This is a genomic window from Geodermatophilus sp. SYSU D01106 (assembly GCF_054049995.1).
Map to the genome: position 1 here is coordinate 87,571 of NZ_JBJGYM010000006.1, position 17,601 is coordinate 105,171.

The 17,601-nt window shown below is 75.7% G+C and carries 16 protein-coding genes; 5 read left to right on the forward strand and 11 right to left on the reverse strand.

All coding sequences use genetic code 11. The features are described 5' to 3' along the window. Positions 1–243 precede the first annotated feature (243 nt). From ACI78R_RS08670 to ACI78R_RS08680, 3 genes are read left to right on the forward strand one after another with little or no spacing between them, the layout of a single operon-like run. Positions 244–1,998, forward strand: a complete 1,755-nt coding sequence (locus ACI78R_RS08670) for an FAD-dependent oxidoreductase (RefSeq protein WP_457040381.1) — start codon at positions 244–246, stop codon at positions 1,996–1,998. Beyond that, positions 1,995–2,966 (forward strand): intradiol ring-cleavage dioxygenase, encoded by a 972-nt coding sequence (locus ACI78R_RS08675; protein ID WP_457040382.1) that lies wholly within the window; start codon positions 1,995–1,997, stop codon positions 2,964–2,966. The genes ACI78R_RS08670 and ACI78R_RS08675 overlap by 4 nt, the downstream gene beginning before the upstream one ends. Further along, positions 2,963–4,039: a maleylacetate reductase gene (locus tag ACI78R_RS08680; protein WP_139252922.1), complete on the forward strand. Its 1,077-nt coding sequence runs from the start codon at positions 2,963–2,965 to the stop codon at positions 4,037–4,039. The genes ACI78R_RS08675 and ACI78R_RS08680 overlap by 4 nt, the downstream gene beginning before the upstream one ends. On the opposite strand, the gene ACI78R_RS08685 is transcribed toward ACI78R_RS08680, so the two are convergent. From ACI78R_RS08685 to ACI78R_RS08700, 4 genes are read right to left on the reverse strand one after another with little or no spacing between them, the layout of a single operon-like run. Continuing rightward, positions 4,036–4,866: a 5-oxoprolinase subunit C family protein gene (locus ACI78R_RS08685; protein ID WP_457040383.1), complete on the reverse strand. Its 831-nt coding sequence runs from the start codon at positions 4,864–4,866 to the stop codon at positions 4,036–4,038. The genes ACI78R_RS08680 and ACI78R_RS08685 overlap by 4 nt on opposite strands. Further along, entirely contained in the window at positions 4,860–5,468 is a 609-nt protein-coding gene (locus ACI78R_RS08690) for a 5-oxoprolinase subunit B family protein (RefSeq protein WP_073420730.1), read from the reverse strand. Before ACI78R_RS08690 ends, ACI78R_RS08685 begins: the two co-directional genes overlap by 7 nt. Next, positions 5,468–6,235 (reverse strand): LamB/YcsF family protein, encoded by a 768-nt coding sequence (locus ACI78R_RS08695; RefSeq protein ID WP_457040384.1) that lies wholly within the window; start codon positions 6,233–6,235, stop codon positions 5,468–5,470. Before ACI78R_RS08695 ends, ACI78R_RS08690 begins: the two co-directional genes overlap by 1 nt. Before the next feature lie 11 nt (positions 6,236–6,246). Further along, positions 6,247–7,503: an NRAMP family divalent metal transporter gene (locus tag ACI78R_RS08700; protein WP_457040385.1), complete on the reverse strand. Its 1,257-nt coding sequence runs from the start codon at positions 7,501–7,503 to the stop codon at positions 6,247–6,249. A 216-nt stretch (positions 7,504–7,719) separates the two neighbouring features. Here ACI78R_RS08700 and ACI78R_RS08705 point away from each other — a divergent pair, with 216 nt between their 5' ends. Then, the gene (locus tag ACI78R_RS08705) at positions 7,720–8,775 is read left to right on the forward strand and encodes a chemotaxis protein CheB (RefSeq protein WP_457040386.1); all 1,056 of its coding nucleotides are present in this window, start codon (positions 7,720–7,722) and stop codon (positions 8,773–8,775) included. Between the two features lie 3 nt (positions 8,776–8,778). Beyond that, entirely contained in the window at positions 8,779–10,779 is a 2,001-nt protein-coding gene (locus ACI78R_RS08710; protein WP_457040387.1) for a CheR family methyltransferase, read from the forward strand. A gap of 10 nt (positions 10,780–10,789) precedes the next feature. Here ACI78R_RS08710 and ACI78R_RS08715 read toward each other — a convergent pair whose 3' ends face one another. The 7 genes from ACI78R_RS08715 to ACI78R_RS08745 form a co-directional block, all read right to left on the reverse strand. After that, positions 10,790–12,070 carry an ANTAR domain-containing protein gene (locus tag ACI78R_RS08715; RefSeq protein WP_457040388.1) on the reverse strand — a complete coding sequence of 427 codons (1,281 nt, stop codon included), beginning with the start codon at positions 12,068–12,070 and terminating at the stop codon, positions 10,790–10,792. Next, complete coding sequence (locus tag ACI78R_RS08720) at positions 12,067–12,459, reverse strand: hypothetical protein (protein WP_457040389.1); 393 nt, start codon at positions 12,457–12,459, stop codon at positions 12,067–12,069. The genes ACI78R_RS08715 and ACI78R_RS08720 overlap by 4 nt, the downstream gene beginning before the upstream one ends. Positions 12,460–12,521: 62 nt before the next feature. Next, the gene (locus tag ACI78R_RS08725; protein WP_457040390.1) at positions 12,522–14,015 is read right to left on the reverse strand and encodes an amino acid permease; all 1,494 of its coding nucleotides are present in this window, start codon (positions 14,013–14,015) and stop codon (positions 12,522–12,524) included. 45 nt (positions 14,016–14,060) lie between these two features. Further along, on the reverse strand, positions 14,061–14,930 hold the full coding sequence (gene pdxY / locus ACI78R_RS08730) for a pyridoxal kinase PdxY (RefSeq protein WP_457040391.1): 870 nt from the start codon (positions 14,928–14,930) through the stop codon (positions 14,061–14,063). Between the two features lie 15 nt (positions 14,931–14,945). After that, entirely contained in the window at positions 14,946–15,353 is a 408-nt protein-coding gene (locus tag ACI78R_RS08735) for a four-helix bundle copper-binding protein (protein WP_457040392.1), read from the reverse strand. Beyond that, positions 15,350–16,369 carry a Brp/Blh family beta-carotene 15,15'-dioxygenase gene (locus tag ACI78R_RS08740; RefSeq protein WP_457040393.1) on the reverse strand — a complete coding sequence of 340 codons (1,020 nt, stop codon included), beginning with the start codon at positions 16,367–16,369 and terminating at the stop codon, positions 15,350–15,352. The genes ACI78R_RS08735 and ACI78R_RS08740 overlap by 4 nt, the downstream gene beginning before the upstream one ends. Before the next feature lie 3 nt (positions 16,370–16,372). Then, entirely contained in the window at positions 16,373–17,344 is a 972-nt protein-coding gene (locus tag ACI78R_RS08745) for a bacteriorhodopsin (RefSeq protein WP_457040394.1), read from the reverse strand. Positions 17,345–17,601 lie beyond the last annotated feature (257 nt).

A 17,601-nucleotide genomic window follows, 5' to 3' on the forward strand; every position in this document is an offset into this window, starting at 1 on the left:
CGTCGAGAGTCGTTCGCCTGACGAACGCCAGTACGCCTGGCGACGGCTCGTCGGCGAGGGGAGTGAACTGCGTGCGCGGTCGGTGTGTCAACGGTCACGATCCGGTCGTGACCGGGCCGTGCCGCGGCCGGCGTGCGGGGATTGACGTGACCGGCACCACGCCGTTGACTATGCACGCACCGAAGCGTCGTTCGTCTGGCGAAGTCCGCCGGACCGTTCCCCGCCGAAGAGGAGCCCGCGCGCATGCCCACCGTCGAGACCGACGTCCTCGTCATCGGCACCGGCCCCGCCGGGTCGGCCGCCGCGCTGGCTCTGGCCACCTACGGCGTCCGGACCACGGTCATCACCAAGTACGGCCGGCTCGCCGACACCCCGCGGGCGCACATCACCAACCAGCGCACGATGGAGGCGCTGCGCGACCTCGGCGTCGAGGAGGAGGTGATGGCCGAGGCCACCCCGCAGCACCTCATGGGCAACCTCGTATACTGCACCTCGATCGCCGGCGAGGAGCTCGGCCGGTTGCACAGCTGGGGCACCCGGCCCGACCGGCTGGCCGACTACTCCGCGGCCAGCCCCTCCCGCATGTGCGACATGCCGCAGGACCTCATGGAGCCGGTGCTGCTGCACCACGGGCAGTCCCGCGGCGCGCACGTCCGCTTCGACACCGAGTACCTGTCCCTCGAGCAGGACGACGAGGGCGTCACCGTGCACGTGCGCGACCGGCTGCGCGGCGACGAGTACGACATCCGCGCGCGCTACGTCGTCGGCGCCGACGGCGGCCGCAGCCTGGTGGCCGAGCACGTGGGGCTCCCGCTGCGCGGGCAGATGGGCGTCGCGGGCAGCATCAACATCGTCTTCGAGGCCGACCTGTCCCACCTGGTCGCCGACCGGCCGTCGGTCCTGTACTGGGTGCTGCAGCCGGGGGCCGACGTCGGCGGGATCGGCGCGGGCCTGGTCCGCATGGTCCGGCCCTGGCACAAGTGGCTCATCGTCTGGGGCTACGACATCGACGGCCCCGCGCCCGACCTCTCCGAGGAGTACGCGCTCGGCATCGTGCACCGGCTGATCGGCGACGACTCGGTGCCGGTGACGATCACCTCCAGCTCGGCCTGGACGGTCAACCACCTCGCCGCGGAGCGGTACTCGGCCGGCCGTGTCTTCTGCGCCGGCGACGCCGTCCACCGGCACCCGCCGTCGAACGGGCTGGGCTCCAACACCTCCATCCAGGACGCCTACAACCTGGCGTGGAAGCTCGCCCTGGTGGTCCGGGGGCAGGCCGGGCCGGGGCTGCTGGAGAGCTACTCGGCCGAGCGCGCGCCGGTGGGCCGGCAGGTGGTGGACCGGGCGAACCAGAGCATCGCCGACACCGCACGGATCTTCGACGCGCTCGGGCTCACGAACACCGCCGACCCGGAGCTGATGGTCGCGCACATGGCCGCCCGCAAGGAGGCGACGCCGGAGGCGGAGAAGCAGCGGGCCGCGCTGCGGGAGGCCATCGCGTTCAAGGACTACGAGTTCAACTGCCACGGCGTGGAGATGGACCAGCGCTACGAGTCCACCGCCGTCGTGCCCGACGGCACGCCGCCCGAGGAGCCGGTGCGCGACCCCGAGCTGTACTCGCACCCCACCTCGCGGCCGGGCGCCAAGCTGCCGCACGCCTGGGTCACCGCCGACCGGCGCCGGCAGGTGTCCACGCTCGACCTCGGCGGGCACGGGCGCTTCACCGTCTTCACCGGCATCGGCGGCGAGGCCTGGGTGCGCGCGGCGCAGGAGGTGGGGGAGCGGCTCGGCGTCGAGGTGGCCGCCGTCGTCATCGGCCCGGGCCGCGAGTACGACGACCTCTACGGCGACTGGGCGCGGGTGCGCGGCACCGACGACGGCGGCGCGCTGCTCGTCCGCCCCGACAACTACGTGGCCTACCGCTCGGCGGGCGCGGTCGCCGACGCCGCGACCGCCCTCGAGGACGCGCTGCGCACCGTCCTGGACCGGGCCCTGTGACCGCCGAGGTGACGGGCGAGGGAACCGGCGAGGGAACCGGGGAGCTGTTCAGCGAGGAGCGCTCGGCCGACGTCGTCGCGGCCAGCTTCGCGGGCACCCCCGACCCGCGGCTGCGGCAGGTGATGACCTCGCTGGTCCGCCACCTGCACGCGTTCGTCAAGGACGTCGAGCTCACCGAGGAGGAGTGGGCGTTCGCGATCGACTTCCTCACCCGCACCGGCCACACGAGCGACGACGTCCGGCAGGAGTTCATCCTGCTGTCCGACGTCCTCGGGGTCTCGATGCTGGTGGAGACGATCAACCACCGCTCCGGCGGCACCTCCACCGAGTCGACCGTGCTCGGCCCGTTCCACATGGTGGAGTCACCGCCCCGGCAGCTCGGCGACGACATCGCCCTCGACGGCAAGGGCACCCCGTGCCTGGTGTCCGGGCAGGTCACCGGCCCCGACGGCGAGCCGCTGGCCGGCGCGACCGTCGACGTCTGGCAGACCAACGAGGACGGCTTCTACGACGTCCAGCAGCCCGACGTCCAGCCGCCGGGGAACCTGCGCGGGCTGTTCACCGCCGACGACGACGGCCGGTTCTGGTTCCGCTCGGTCGTGCCGCGCTACTACCCGATCCCCGACGACGGCCCGGTCGGGCAGCTGCTGGCCGCCACCGGCCGGCACCCGAACCGCCCGGCGCACCTGCACTTCATCGTCGCCGCCCCGGGCTACCGGCCGGTGACCACGCACGTGTTCGTCGCCGACTCCCCGTACCTGGACTCCGACGCCGTGTTCGGCGTCAAGGAGTCGCTGGTGCGCGAGGTCCCGGAGGTCGACGACCCGGCCCGCGCCGCCGAGGTCGGGCTGGCCAACCCGTTCCGCACGCTGACCTTCGACCTGACGCTGCTGCGGGAGGGCCAGGCGCCCCCGTCCGCCCAGCCGGCCGACGCGCAGCCGACCGTGGTGCGCGGGGCGCCGGCGTGATCGCGCCGTTCACCTACCAGGCGCTGCCGATGCGGGTCGTGTTCGGCCCCGGCGTCGTGGCGCGGCTGCCCGACGAGGTGGCCGCCCTCGGGCTCACCCGGGTGCTGGTGCTGTGCTCCCCGGAGCAGGAGGACACCGGCCGCGCGGTCGCCGCCGCGCTCGGCGACCGGGCGGCCGGGGTGCTCGCCGAGGCGCGCATGCACGTGCCCGTGGAGGTGGCCACCCGCGCCCGCGAGCTCGCCCGAGAGCTCGGTGCCGACGGCTGTGTGGCGGTCGGCGGCGGCTCGGCCGTGGGACTGGGCAAGGCGATCGCGCTGGAGCACGGGCTGCCGGTGGTCGCCGTCCCCACCACCTACGCCGGCTCGGAGATGACCCCGGTGTGGGGGCTCACCGAGGCGGGGGAGAAGCGCACCGGCCGCGACGTCCGGGTGCTCCCGGTGAGCGTCGTCTACGACCCCGAGCTCACCCTCGGCCTGCCGCCCGGCATGTCGGCGACCTCCGGGCTCAACGCCGTGGCGCACGCCGTCGAGGGCCTGTACGCCCCCGACGCGACGCCGATCGTGTCGCTCATGGCCGAGGAGGGCGCCCGGGCGCTGGTCGCCGCGCTGCCCCGCGTCGTGGCCGACGGCGCCGACCTCGACGCCCGCTCGGAGGCCCAGTACGGGGCGTGGCTGTGCGGCGCGGTGCTCGCCGCCACCACCATGTCGCTGCACCACAAGCTCTGCCACACCCTCGGCGGCACACTGGACCTGCCGCACGCGCCCACGCACACCGTCGTCCTGCCGCACGCGCTGGCGTTCAACCAGCCCGCGGCGCCCGGCGCGGTGGCCGCCCTGTCGCGGGCGCTCGGCGGGGCGCCGGACCCCGCGCGGGCGCTGTGGGAGCTGGCCGGCCGGCTCGGCGCCCCGCGCTCGCTGCGGGAGCTCGGCATGGCGGAGGCGGACGTCGACCGGATCGCCGACCTCGCCGTGGCCAACCCGTACGCCAACCCTCGCCCGGTCACCCGCGACGGCGTCGCCGCGCTGCTGCGCGCCGCCTGGGCCGGCGAGCCCCCGGAGCCGCTGCCCGTCTAGCGGCGCAGGCGCAGCGTCTGCCCGGGGCGGAGCTGCGCGCAGCGGTCGACGTCGGCGTCGTCGACGTAGCCGGCCACCGGGTAGCCACCGGTGACCGGGGCGTCGGCGAGGAAGAGCACCGGCTGCCCGGCCGGCGGCACCTGCACCGCCCCGCGGACCAGGCCCTCGCTGGGCAGCTCGGCGTCGACCGCGCGCTCCAGGTGCGGGCCGGCCAACCGCAGGCCCACCCGGTTGCTCTCGGCGGTGACCGTCCAGGGGCCCGCGAGCGCCTCCCGCGCGGCGGCGGTCAGCCAGTCCGCGCGCGGGCCGGGCAGCAGCCGAACGGTCACCTCGCCGCCGGGCGGGTCGGCTCCCGGCGCGAGGTCGACGGCGGGGAACGGGCCGGCGTCGCCGCCCACCGGCAGCACGTCGCCCGCGCGCAGCACCGGGGGCCCGAGGCCGGCCAGCACGTCGGTGGACCGCGACCCGAGCACGGGCGCGACGGCGAACCCGCCCCGGACGGCGAGGTAGGTGCGCAACCCGGCGGGCGGGGTGCCGAGCGCGAGCGTGGCGCCGGCCCGCAGCGGGCCCGGGGCGGTGTGCACCGGGCTGCCGGGGCAGCGCGCGCCGGTGGTGACGACGAGCAGGTCGGCGTCCGCGCGCACGGCCAGCCCGCCGAGCGTCGCCTCGAGCACCGCCGCGCCGGGGGCGTTGCCCACCAGCCGGTTGGCCAGCTCCGCCGCGGCCCGGTCGGCCGCCCCGGACAGGCCGACGCCGATCCCCGCCAGCCCGGGCCGGCCGCGGTCCTGCACGGTGGTGAGCGGGCCGGGCGCGAGCACGGTCAGCACGGCACGAACCGCACGCGCACGCCCGGCCGCAGCAGCGCGGCCGGGTCGCGGGCCAGGTCGAACACGGCGACGTCGGTGCGCCCGACCAGCTGCCAGCCGCCCGGCGACTCCCGCGGGTAGACGCCGGTGAACCCGCCGGCCACCGCCACCGCCCCGGCCGGCACCCGCGTGCGGGGCGACGGCCGGCGCGGCACGTCCCAGCCACCGCCGGCCGGGGTGAGGTAGCCGAAGCCGGGCGCGAACCCGGAGAACGCCACCGTCCACTCCGTGTCGGCGTGCCGGGCCACGACCTCCTCCGGCGCCACGCCCAGGTGCGCGGCGACGTCGGCGAGGTCCGCCCCGTCGTAGACGACCGGCAGCTCGACCAGGCCCGCGTCGGCGCGGCCGCCGGGCCGCGGCGTCACCCGCCGGAGCGCCGCCTCGACGGCGTCGAGGGAGGTCACCTCGGGGTCCACGACCAGCAGCACCGTGCGCGCCGCCGGCACCAGGTCGACGACGCCCGGCGGCCGGTCGGCCTCCAGCGCCGCGTGCAGGGCGAGCACCGCGTCGAGGTCGGCGACCTCGACGAGCAGCGCGGCCGAGCCGCTGGGCAGCACCCGCATCACGCGGCGAAGGGCGCGAGGTCGACCCCCGCGTCGGTGAGGGCCGACCGCACCCGGCGGGCGATGTCCACCGCGCCCGGGGTGTCGCCGTGCACGCAGATCGAGTCCGGCGCGAGCCGCAGCAGGCCGCCGTCGACGTCGCGGACCTCCCCGCCGGTCGCCATCGCCACGCAGCGGCGGGTGATCTCGTCGGCGTCGGTGAGGACGGCGCCGGGCAGCCGGCGGGACACCAGCGTCCCCTCCGGCGTGTACGCGCGGTCGGCGAAGGCCTCCGCCACCGTGCGCAGGCCGGCGTCGGCCGCCAGCCGCAGGAACGCCGAGCCGGGCAGGCCGAGGACCGGCAGCGTGCGGTCGTAGTCCACGACGGCGCGGACGACGGCCGCCGCCTGCTCCTCGTGGGTGACGATCGCGTTGTAGAGCGCGCCGTGCGGCTTGACGTAGCGCACCCGCGTGCCGGCGACGCGGGCGAACGCCTCCAGCGCGCCCACCTGGTAGAGCACGTCCTGGGTCAGCGCGTCGGGCTCGACGTCGACGAACCGCCGGCCGAAGCCGGCGAGGTCGCGGTAGCCCACCTGCGCGCCGATCGCGACGCCGGCGGCCGCGGCCCGGTCGCACACCCTCCGCAGGATCACCGGGTCCCCGGCGTGGAAGCCGCAGGCGACGTTGGCGCTGGTGACCACGCCGAGCAGCGCGTCGTCGTCGCCGAGCGTCCACTGGCCGAAGCCCTCGCCGAGGTCGGAGTTGAGGTCCGTGCGTGCGGAGGTCACGGGGTGTCCCCTCAGGCGAAGAGGTCGATGACCGGGCGGACCGAGTTCACCGCGAGGTAGAGGGTGCCCAGCCACGCCACCCACCCGACCACCAGCAGCCAGCGGGGGTACCGGTAGCCGCCGAGCAGGTCGGTGCGCCGGGTGGCCACCCAGAGCAGCACGGCGATCCCGATGGGGAGCAGCAGCCCGTTGAAGGCGCCGGCGAACACGAGCAGCGTCGTGGGCGCGGTCCCCGCCAGCAGGAACGCCAGCGTGGTGACGGCGATGAAGCCGACGACCAGCAGCGTGCGGGTGCGGTCGGAGGTCCGGGTCCGCGAGGTCACGAACGACACCGACGTGTACGAGGCGCCGATGACGCTGGTGATCGACGCCGCCCACAGCACCACGCCGAACACCCGCAGACCCACCTCCCCGGCGGCGACCTCGAAGGCCGACGCGGCCTGGTTCTCCGGGTCCAGCGCCGCCCCGCCGGCCACGACACCGAGGATCGCCAGGAACAGGACGACCCGCATGATCCCGGTGACGACGATGCCGGTGACCGACCCGCGGGTGATGTCGCGGACGTGGGCGGGGCCGGTGACGCCGGAGTCGAGCAGCCGGTGGGCGCCCGCGTAGACGATGTAGCCGCCGATCGTGCCGCCGACCAGCGTGGTGATCGCGAGGACGTCGACGGTCCCGGGCAGCACGACGTTGCGCAGCGCCGTCCCCACCGGCGGGCCGGAGGTGACCGCGATGTAGGTGGTCAGCAGGATCATCGCCAGGCCGAGCACCACGACGATCCGGTCGACGGCGACGCCGGCGCGCCTGCTGAGGAAGACCCCGATCGCCACCAGCGCCGACAGCGCGCCCCCGATCCGGGGGTCGAGGCCGAACATCGCGTCGGTGCCCAGGCCCGAGCCCGCCACGTTGCCCACGTTGAACACCAGGCCGCCGACGACGAGCAGGCCGGCCATGAGCCAGCCCAGGCCGGGCAGGACGAGGTTGCCGAGCTCCTGCGCCCGACGTCCGGAGACGCCGACGACCCGCCAGACGTTCAGCTGCAGGGCGATGTCGATGACGATCGAGACGGCGATCGCGAAGGCGAACGCGGCGCCGAGCTGGACGGTGAACGTCGTCGTCTGGGTGATGAACCCGGGGCCGATGGCCGAGGTGGCCATGAGGAACATCGCGCCCAGGACGGTCGAGCGGGTGCTCGCCGACATGCGGCCGCCGGTCGGGGCGGCGGTCTCGTCAGGGGCGACGGGACGGTCGGCAGGCGGGTGCGACATCGGCGCTCCGGGGTGTCGGTCGGCGTGCGTGCGGAGGGCGTCGTCCGGTGCGGGGGCGCTGCTGCCCGCCGCCGGGGACGCTAGCCAGGCGCCCCGGGCCCCGCAAAGCGTCCGGACGTGCCGCGCCGTCGGGCGGATCGGCTCCGGCCCGGACGCCTAGGCTGACGCCCATCGCCGCAGGGACCCTCCCACCCGGCGGACGAGGACGGAGCCGCGATGACGACGCGCGACCTGGTGGTGATCGGGGCCTCCGCCGGGGGCGTCGAGGCGCTGCGCGAACTGCTCGCCGGCCTGCCCGAGGACCTGCCGGCGGCCGTGCTGGTGACGCTGCACATCCCGTCGTCCGGCCGCAGCGCGCTGGCCGCCGTCCTCGGCCGGGTCTCGGCCCTGCCGGTGCGTTCGGCCGAGGACGGGATGCCACTGACGCCGGGGACGGTGACCGTCGCCGTCCCCGACCGGCACCTGCTCGTCGTCGACGGGCACCTGTCCCTCTCCCGCGGCCCGCGGGAGAACGGGCACCGCCCGGCGGTCGACGTGCTGTTCCGCTCGGCAGCCCGCGCCCGGGGGCCGCGCGTGGTGAGCCTCGTCCTCTCCGGCGCCCTGGACGACGGGACCGCCGGCACCATCGCCGTCCGGGCGCGCGGCGGCGTCGGGCTCGCGCAGGACCCGGAGGAGGCCCTGTACGCGAGCATGCCCCTGCACGCCGCGGAGGTCGGCGGCGCCGACCACGTGGTCCCGCTCGCCGGGATGCCCGCCCTGCTCGACCGGCTCACACGCGAGGCGGTCGACGCCGCGGACGTGCTGCCGCCCACCGACCTCATGACGACGGAGACGGAGATGGCCCAGTTGGACCCCGGCGCGATGGACGCCGACGAGCGCCCGGGTACGCCCTCGGGGTTCGGCTGCCCGAGCTGCCACGGGTCGCTGTTCTCGATCACCGAGGGCGGCATGGAGCGCTACCGCTGCCGGGTGGGACACGCCTGGTCGCCGGAGGCGCTGGCCGCCGAGCAGGCCCAGGCGCTCGAGGGGGCGCTGTGGATGGCGCTGCGCGGCCTCGAGGAGCGCGCGGCGCTCAGCCTGCGGATGGGCGAGCGGGCGGTGGCCAACGGGCACCGGCACAGCGCGACCGCCTTCCGCCGCCGGCACGACGAGGCGCTGCGGGCCGCCGGCCTGCTGCGCGGGATGCTCGAGCGCGGGACGCTCGACGGCGGGGACGTCCCCGACGACGCCGACGACGTCCTCGGCGACCCCGCGGACCGGCAGGGGGCCTGACCGATGGCACAGGACGGGCCGCGGGCCGCGGACGGGCCGGCCGACGACCTGCGGGCCGATGACCTGCGGGCCGATGACCCGGGGGCCGACGAGCTGCTCGACGACGCCGAGTACGGCACCGAGGACGTCGCCGGCGACGAGGAGGCCCCCGACCTGTTCACCGACGCCGCGGCCGGGCTCGACCCGGACTTCGAGGCGCTGCTGGTCTACCTGCGCGAGCGGCGGGGGTTCGACTTCACCGGTTACAAGCGGCCCAGCCTGGTCCGTCGCGTGCAGCGCCGCATGAGCGAGGTGGGCATCGAGTCGGTCGCGGAGTACCAGGACTTCCTGGAGGTCCACCCCGACGAGTTCCCGCCGCTGTTCAACACCATCCTGATCAACGTCACGAGCTTCTTCCGCGACCGGCCGGCCTGGGACCACCTGCGCGACCGGCTGCTGCCGGACCTGCTCGCCACCGCCGGCCCGGTCATCCGGGTGTGGAGCGCGGGCTCGGCGTCCGGCCAGGAGGCCTACAGCCTGGCCATCCTGCTGGCCGAGACGCTGGGCGTGGACGAGTTCCGCGAGCGCGTGAAGATCTACGCCACCGACGTCGACGAGGAGGCGCTGACGCAGGCCCGCCAGGCGCTGTTCACCGAGCGGGAGATGACGGGCCTCACGCCCGAGCAGGTGGAGCGCTACTTCACCCAGGAGGGCAGCCGCTTCGCGTTCCGCAAGGACCTGCGGCGCTCGGTGATCTTCGGGCGCAACGACCTGGTGCAGGACGCGCCGATCTCGCACGTCGACCTGCTGTTGTGCCGCAACACGCTCATGTACTTCAACGCCGAGACGCAGAACCGCATCCTCGGCCGGCTGCACTTCGCCCTCGCGCCCCACGGGCTGCTGTTCCTGGGCAAGGCGGAGATGCTGCTCTCCCACGCCCAGCTGTTCCTGCCGGTCGACCTGACCCGCCGGTTCTTCCGCAAGCGGGACGCGAGGACGGCGCTGGAGCGGCGCGTGCTGCCGGCCGCCCCGGAGGTCGACGTCCAGGCCGGGATCGGCGACCTCGCCCGGCTGCGTCGGGCGGCCATGGTCTCCTCGCCCGGCGCGCAGCTCGTCCTCGACGCCGACGGCCGGCTGGCCATGGTGAACTCCCACGCCGAGCGGCTGTTCCGGGTGGAGGACCGCGACGTCGGCCGGCCCTTCCAGGACCTCGAGGTCTCCTACCGGCCGGTGGAGCTGCGCGCGGCGATCGCCGAGGCCGTGGGTACGCGGCGTCCCGTGTGGCTGCGCGGCGTGGAGCGTCACCAGCCCGGCGCCGAGGCCCTCGTCTTCGACGTCCAGGTGGTGCCGCTGACCCGGGAGGACGGCAGCCCGCTCGGCTGCACCGTCGTCTTCGAGGACGTCACCCACTACCGGCGCCTGCAGCGCGAGCTGGAGTACGCCAACCGGCAGCTGGAGACCGCCTACGAGGAGCTGCAGTCGACCAACGAGGAGCTGGAGACCACCAACGAGGAGCTCCAGTCGACGGTCGAGGAGCTGGAGACCACCAACGAGGAGCTCCAGTCGACCAACGAGGAGCTCGAGACGATGAACGAGGAGCTCCAGTCGATGAACGACGAGCTCCACACGACCAACGAGGAGCTGCGGGCCAGCACCGAGGAGGTCGCCACCCTCTACGAGTTCATGTCCGGCGTGCTGTCGAGCTTCCGGGCCGGGGTGGTCGTCGTCGACCAGGACCTGCGGGTGCTCGCCTGGAACGCCGCGGCCGAGGACCTGTGGGGCCTGCGGCAGGACGAGGTCGTGGACCAGTACCTGCTCAACCTCGACGTCGGCCTGCCCGTGTCGCAGCTGCACGCGCTGCTGCGCCGGCAGGTGGCCGGGGACGGCCCCGCCCACGAGACGGTCGTGCTGCAGGCGGTGAACCGCCGGGGCCGCGCGGTGCAGATCCGGGTCACGGTGAGCGCGTTCACGCCGGGGAGCGGCGGGCGCAGCGGCGCGGTGGTCCTCATGGACCCGGCCGACTGACGGCGCGTGCTCAGGTCCCGGCGGCGATGACCTCGTCGGCGTGGCCCTCGACCACCAGGTGGGCGAGGTCGCGGACCTTGACGTTGAGCCGGTTGCTGAGGGTCACCAGCCGGGCGAAGGCCTCGTCGGCGTCCACGCCCAGGCGGGCGATGAGCACGCCCTTGGCCTGGTCGATGACGGCGCGGGAGGCCAGCGCCTGCTCCAGGTTGAGCGTGAGCCGGCGCAGTGACTCCCGCTCGGCGGCCTCGTCCAGGACGGCCGCGATCGCCGTCGCCACCAGCTCGGCGATGCGCCGGTCGGTCTCGGTGAACGCGTCGGCAGCCGCCGCGTAGACGTTGAGCACGCCAGTGGGCTCGCCGGAGACGGCGAGCGGGACGGCCAGCACGCTGCGCACCGGCCCGGCCCCGGCGATCCGCCCCAGCGCCGGCCAGCGCGGATCCGCGCGCAGGTCACCGGTCACCACGACCTCCTGCAGCGCCGCGGCGTCCCAGCACGGCCCCTCCTCGGCGCGCATCTGCCGGCCGTCGACGTCCTGGGCGGCGGCCGAGTCGCTGCCGATCGCCCGCGGCGCCGCGGGCCGGCCGACCGTGACGCTCACCCAGTCGGCGGCCGGCACGGCCCGCTGCGCGAGGCCGGACATGCGCAGCAGCAGCTGCCGGCGGTCGGCGTCCGTGCCGGCGAGGCGGGTCAGCTGCGTGAGCGCCTCGGCCACGGAGACCGGCGCGGCGTCCCGCGTCGGGCCGTCGTCGCCGCTCGCCCGGGGCTCCGGCTCCGCCGGCGGGAGTCCGTGCTCGTCGGTCACGAGCACCCAGCGGATGCGGGCGCGCCCCGCGTCGGGGTGGACGACGTCGGGTGTGCCGAACAGCTGCCCGGTCGCGGCGGCGCCGCGGCCGCGGACCGTCACCGGGGAGCGGTAGTCGGCGGACCTCCCGGTCCCCAGGGCCCGCAGCGCCCAGCGCAGGCCGCGCACGTCCTCGGGGTCGAGGTACACCGACAGCGGCTTGCCGCCGAGCCGGGGGAGGGCCACGCCGAGGAGCGCGGCCATCGCCGGGTTCGCCTCGAGCACCTGGCCGGTGCCGTCGGTGACGAAGAGCCCCACCGGCAGCAGCGCCGCGACGTGCTCCTGCCAGCGGCGTTCCCGGTCGACACGCGAGACCAGCCGGGCGATCTCCTGCTGCTGGGCCTGCAGCTCCTCCTCGGCGACCTGGAGCTCCTCGCGGGCGACCTCGAGCTCGGCGAGCTCGCCGACGAGGTCGGCGGGCGGGGGGCGTCGCTCGTGGCCGGCGCTCACCGGGCACCCTCCTCGGCCGCGTCGTCGTCGGCGGCCTCCCGGTCGGCCGAGGCGGAGTCGCGGTCGGCCGCGGCGCCCTCCCGGTGCCCGGCGGCCTGCCGCCGGTGCCGGTCCGGGTCGCCGACGCCCATGTCCGCCGCGTCGTCGTGCAGCCGGGCGGCGGCCTCGTGGGCCTGCGCCGCCTGCTCGTGCCGGGCGGCCGCCCGCTGGTGGGCCTCCTCGGCGTGGGTGGCGGACTGCTCCGCGGCCTGCCGGGCCGCGCGGACGTCGTCCTCCGACGACGGCCACCCCGACGCCAGGCGGGTGAGCCGCTCCGACAGCTCCCGCGTGCGCCGGCCCGCCGACTCCGCGCGTTCCGCCGCCCGGCTCCCCGGGTCGTCAGCTGTCACACCCCGACTCTGCTACGCCGGAGGCCGCGATGCGAGACGACCCGATCCGGTGCGGCCCGGCGTCACCCCCGGTCGACGGAGCCACTGCGCGCCGCCTGCCGCACGCGGGAGTGCCGGTACCCGTAGGCGGCGTAGACGACCATCCCGAGCGCCAGCCAGGCGAGGAAGCGCAGCCACGTCTCGATGCTGAGGTTGAGCATCAGGTACAGGCAGGCCACCGCCGCGAGGGCGGGTACCACCGGGGAGAACGGCACGCGGAACGGCCGCGGCAGCTCCGGGCGGGTGCGGCGCAGCACCGGCACGGCGATCGCCACCAGCAGGAACGCGAACAGCGTCCCGATGCTCACGAGGTCGGCCAGCGTCCCGAGCGGCACGAGGGCGGCGAGCACCAGCACGAGGACGGCGAACAGCAGCGTCACCCGCGCCGGGACGCCGGTGCGCGGGCTGACCCGGGCCACCGCCGGCGGCAGCAGCCCGTCGCGGCCCATGGCGAAGCCGATCCGGCCGATGGTGATGAGGTCGACCAGGATGACCGAGGTCAGCCCGGCCACCGCCGCGATCGACACCAGCGACGACGCCCAGCCGAGCCCGACCTGGTCGAAGGCGTCGGCGATCGGGGCGCCCTCGTCGATGTCGGTGTACCGCACCATCCCGACCACGACGAACGCGACGCCGACGTAGAGCGCCGTCGCGAGGCCCAGGGTGCCGAGCAGGCCCAGCGGGACGTCGCGCGCCGGGCGGCGGGTCTCCTCCGAGAGGTTGGCGACCGCCTCGAAGCCGGTGTAGGCGAAGAAGACGACGGCGGCGGCGGTGACCACGCCCCCGACGCCGAACGCCGCCGGCTCGAGCCCGGCGATCGCCTCGATGAGCGGGCGGGTGAGGCCGCTGCCGCCCTCGGCGGGCTCCGACGGCGGCACGAACGGGCTGAGGTTGTCGCCGCGCACGAACCAGGCGCCGACCCCGATGACGAACACGCAGACGGCGACCTTCACCACGACCAGCAGCCCCGTGACCCGCGCGGACTCCTGGATGCCGAGCACCGCCACCAGCGTCAGCACGACGACGATCGCCGCCGCGCCGACGTTGACCGTCGCGGTCTCGCCGAACAGCGACGGCGGGAGGTCGAACAGGTTGCCCACGTAGCCCGACCAACCGCGGGCGACCACCGCCGCACCGAGGGCGAACTCGAGGAACAGGTCCCAGCCGATGATCCAGGCGACGACCTCGCCCACGGTGGCGTAGGTGTAGGAGTAGGCGCTGCCCGCCGTCGGCACGGCCGAGGCGAGCTCGGCGTAGCAGACCGCCGCCAGCAGGGCGACCAGCCCGGCGAGGGCGAAGGAGACGACGACCGCCGGGCCCGCGGTGTTCTTCGCGGTCACGCCGGTGAGCGTGAAGATGCCCGTGCCGATGACGATCCCGATGCCGAACCCGACGAGGTGCCGGGCCGACAGCCGCTTGCGCAGGTGCCCCGCGCCGGGCGCGCCACCGGCCTCCCCGTCCCCGTCGCCCGCGTCCGCGCGGACGGCCTCCACCGACTTCGTCCGGAACAGGTCCACGCGGGGACGCTAGGTCGGGTCGTGCGTCCCCGCTCGGTGACGGGACTAGACCTCCTCGACCGGGAAGCTCCGCGAGGGCGACACGAACTCCTCCTGCGCGGCGACGAGCAGGATCTCCCGGGAGCCGGCCTCCTCGGTGCGCCGCAGCAGCCCCCACACGCTGGCCGCCGCCCGGCCCAGCGCCTCGCCGGCGGAGCGGGTGTCGAGCCAGTGCGCGAGGAACAGCGCGGCGATCGCGTCGCCGGCGCCGTTGACCGACACCGACAGCCGCGGCGTGCGCACCCGGAAGTGCCGGCCGCCCTCGGAGGCCAGCAGGTCGACGGAGTCCTCCGGCGTGTCCTCGGCGACCAGCGAGGTGGTGAGCACCACCCGCGGGCCGAGCCCCTGCACCGCGGCCACCGCGTCCTTCACCGAGCCCAGCGAGCGCGTCGTCATCTGCGCCAGCAGGTCGAGCTCGTAGTGGTTGGGGGTCACCAGGTCGGCGGCGGGCACGGCGACCTCGCGCATGAGCTCCTCGATGCCGGGCCGCACGAACACGCCGCGGCCGACGTCGCCGATGACCGGGTCGCAGCAGTAGACGGCGTCGGGGTTGGCCGCCCGCACCCGCCCGACGGTGCCGACGACGGCGTGGCCGATGTCGGCCGAGCCCAGGTAGCCCGACAGGACGGCGTCGGCGGTGCCGAGCACCCCGCGGTCGGCGATGCCGTCGACGACCTCCTCGACCGCCTGCCCGTCGAACACCCGCCCCGTCCACGCCCCGTAGCCGGTGTGGTTGGAGAACTGGACGGTGTGCACCGGCCAGACCTCGACCCCGAGGCGCTGCAGCGGGAAGACGGCCGAGGAGTTGCCCACGTGCCCGTAGGCCACGTGCGACTGGATCGAGAGGACGTTCACCACGAGGCGCCACGGTGCCATGCGCCCCGGGCGCCGTCAGCCGAGGGTGGCCAGCAGGTCGCGGCAGGCCTGCTCGCACCGCCGGCAGGCCTCGGCGCAGACGCGGCAGTGCTCGTGCATCTCCGCGTGCGCCGCGCACTCGTCGCCGCACGCGCGGCAGGCCGCGGCGCACGCCTCGAGGACGGCGCGGGTCAGGTTCGCGTCGTAGCCGGTGTGCCGCGACAGCACCCGGCCGGTGGCCTCGCAGACGTCGGCGCAGTCGAGGTCGGTGCGGATGCACGTCCGCAGCTCGGCGACCACGTCCTCGCTCAGACACGCGTCCGCGCACGCCGTGCAGGCCTGCGCGCACTCCAGGCAGGCGTCGATGCAGGCGACCAGCCGCTCGCGGTCGATGCCGCCCAGGTCGGCGGGGTAGCTGGCGAGCATGCGCTCGGTCAGGGTCACGGGGTGCTCCGTCCGGTCGGTCGGGCCCGGGCGGCGGGCGCCGTCCCGGGGATCTGCTCGCCCGCGCCCGAGGCCCGGTCCAGCCAGGCGACGACGAGCGCGTGCGGGAGCGTGAGGGCCGCCAGCAGCGGCAGCAGGGTCACGAGCAGGCCTGTCCAGCCGTCCGTGGCCGACCACAGCAGCGCGAGGACGGCGAGGACCGCGGCCGTGGGCGCCGCGGCTGCCGCGGCGAAGCGGCGCAGCGGGGCGCCCAGGCGCCCGGCGGCGAGGTGGGCGGCGTTCGCGGGGTCCCCGGCCAGCACCCGCGCCCCGTGCCGCGGCGCGTGCCAGGCCCCGAACCAGACCCCGAACGCGGCGAACGGCGGCACGACCAGCACGAGCACGAGCAGCACGCCCACCTCGGCGGCCTCCAGCCAGCGTCCCGAGAGCAGGCGCTCGGTCGCCAGCGCGGCGGCGGCCGGGAGCACGGTCACCAGCACGGCCGTCGTCACGGCGGGCGGCAGCAGCCCGTCCCAGCCGGGGACGACCGCGGACGCCACCGGGGCCGCGTCCGCCTGACCGCGCACCAGCGGCACGAGCAGGACCAGCGCCCCGAGCACCACGGACGCCGTGACCTGCCGCTGCACCGGCCGGCCGGCGCGCAGGTCGGCGAAGGCGGTCTCGCCGGTGCCGAAGTGCCAGGCCGACAGGACGACGAAGACGAGCAGCGCGGGCCCCGGGAACGCCCGGAACAGCAGCCAGGCGACGGCGGCGACGCCCGCGTAGGCGAGCGCGAAGGCGGCCGACCGGGCGGGGGGCCACCGCAACAGGCGGCCGGGCAGGAGGTGGTCGACCGCTCCGTGCGGGAGGCCGAGCAGCAGGCCCGCGACCAGCGGCACCCAGGCCAGGTCGCCCCAGCCCACGGTGACCTCGACGGCGACCACGGCGGCCACCGCGGTCAGGGACCCGACGGTGGCCGTCCGCGCGGGGCCGGCGAGGGGCGTCCCCGCCGTCCGCCGGTCCGGGACGGGCAGCACGGGTCAGCTCCGGCCGGTCGCCGTCCGGGTCGCCCCGTGCCGGGCGTCGGCGGCGGCGGACACCGGGGCGTCGTCGACGGTGTTGCCCGCGAAGCGGGTGGTGCGGTGCTCGCTCCGCGGGTCGGGCAGCACGGCCTCGCTGTGCCGGACGTTGCTCACCCACACCGACTCGGGGTGGGTGTCGACCCCGGCGGCGACGTCCTCGGCGGTCCGCAGCTTGGCCACCTTGTGGACCAGCACGCCGAAGCCGACCTTGGCCAGCACGTCGGCGGCGGAGTAGGTCACCTGCATGCCGGCCAGCCAGGCCGGGGTGACGTCGACGAACACCGGCACGGCGTACACCAGCGGGTAGACGCCGAAGGTGCCCAGCAGCACGAGAGCGGCGTTGCGCAGGCTCCGTCCGGCCTCGACTCCCATCGAGGACATCGACGCGCGGACCGCGCCGATGAGGGCGACGTAGAGGTAGGCGTAGAACGCGGTGCTGATCAGGCCCCACACGACCAGCGCGGTGACGTCGCGGCCCTGGGCGAGCACCTGGGAGCCGAGGAACCCGGTGAGGATCATGAGGAACGCCGCGGTCATGGTGCGCAGCCGCAGGCCGCGTGCGCGGGTGCCGGCGATCGAGCAGACGGCGAGCAGTTCGGCGGTCAGCAGCGGGACGGTGACCGACCAGTCGACGTAGCGGGGATAGAGGGTCGAGCGGGCCTCGGCGTTGGGCTCGTAGACGCCGCCCACGAGGTCGAAGCCGGTGTCCCACTTGGTGTAGAGCACGAGGTAGGACAGCGCCGCGACGCCGGCGATGCAGAGGCCGGCGAGCACGGCCGGGCGGTAGCGGACGCCGACCTCGCCCGTGCTGTTCCACGAGTAGAGGAAGTAGGCGAACAGCGCGAACCCGGCCGCGACGATCGCGTAGGTCACCAGGTCGTACAGACCGAGCGGCATCGTCTGCAGCTCGGGCGTGGGCGTGTCGAACACGAGGGGGACCTCCGGGCAGGGCGGCGGGTCACGGCTCGACCCCGGTCGGGCCTACCCGTCGCGCGCGACCCCACCGCATGCGATCCGGACTTCTCCGTTCCGCCACCCGGCGTGTCCGGTTCCGCCTCCCGGGTAGGGGCGCGAGGCCGGACGGTGCGCGGCCGAGACGAGGCGTGCACACCGCCGGACGGCCCTGGAGGCACCCGTGGCGCTCTCCCACCCGACACGGCCCGATGGCATCGGACACCTCGTCGCCG

Excerpts from the sequence above, each read along its gene's own strand:
- ACI78R_RS08710 (WP_457040387.1), top strand. The coding sequence starts at position 8,779 with ATGGCACAGGACGGGCCGCGGGCCGCGGACGGGCCGGCCGACGACCTG.
- ACI78R_RS08700 (WP_457040385.1), bottom strand. The coding sequence starts at position 7,503 with ATGTCGCACCCGCCTGCCGACCGTCCCGTCGCCCCTGACGAGACCGCC.
- pdxY (WP_457040391.1), bottom strand. The coding sequence starts at position 14,930 with ATGGCACCGTGGCGCCTCGTGGTGAACGTCCTCTCGATCCAGTCGCAC.
- ACI78R_RS08670 (WP_457040381.1), top strand. The coding sequence starts at position 244 with ATGCCCACCGTCGAGACCGACGTCCTCGTCATCGGCACCGGCCCCGCC.
- ACI78R_RS08705 (WP_457040386.1), top strand. The coding sequence starts at position 7,720 with ATGACGACGCGCGACCTGGTGGTGATCGGGGCCTCCGCCGGGGGCGTC.
- ACI78R_RS08690 (WP_073420730.1), bottom strand. The coding sequence starts at position 5,468 with ATGCGGGTGCTGCCCAGCGGCTCGGCCGCGCTGCTCGTCGAGGTCGCC.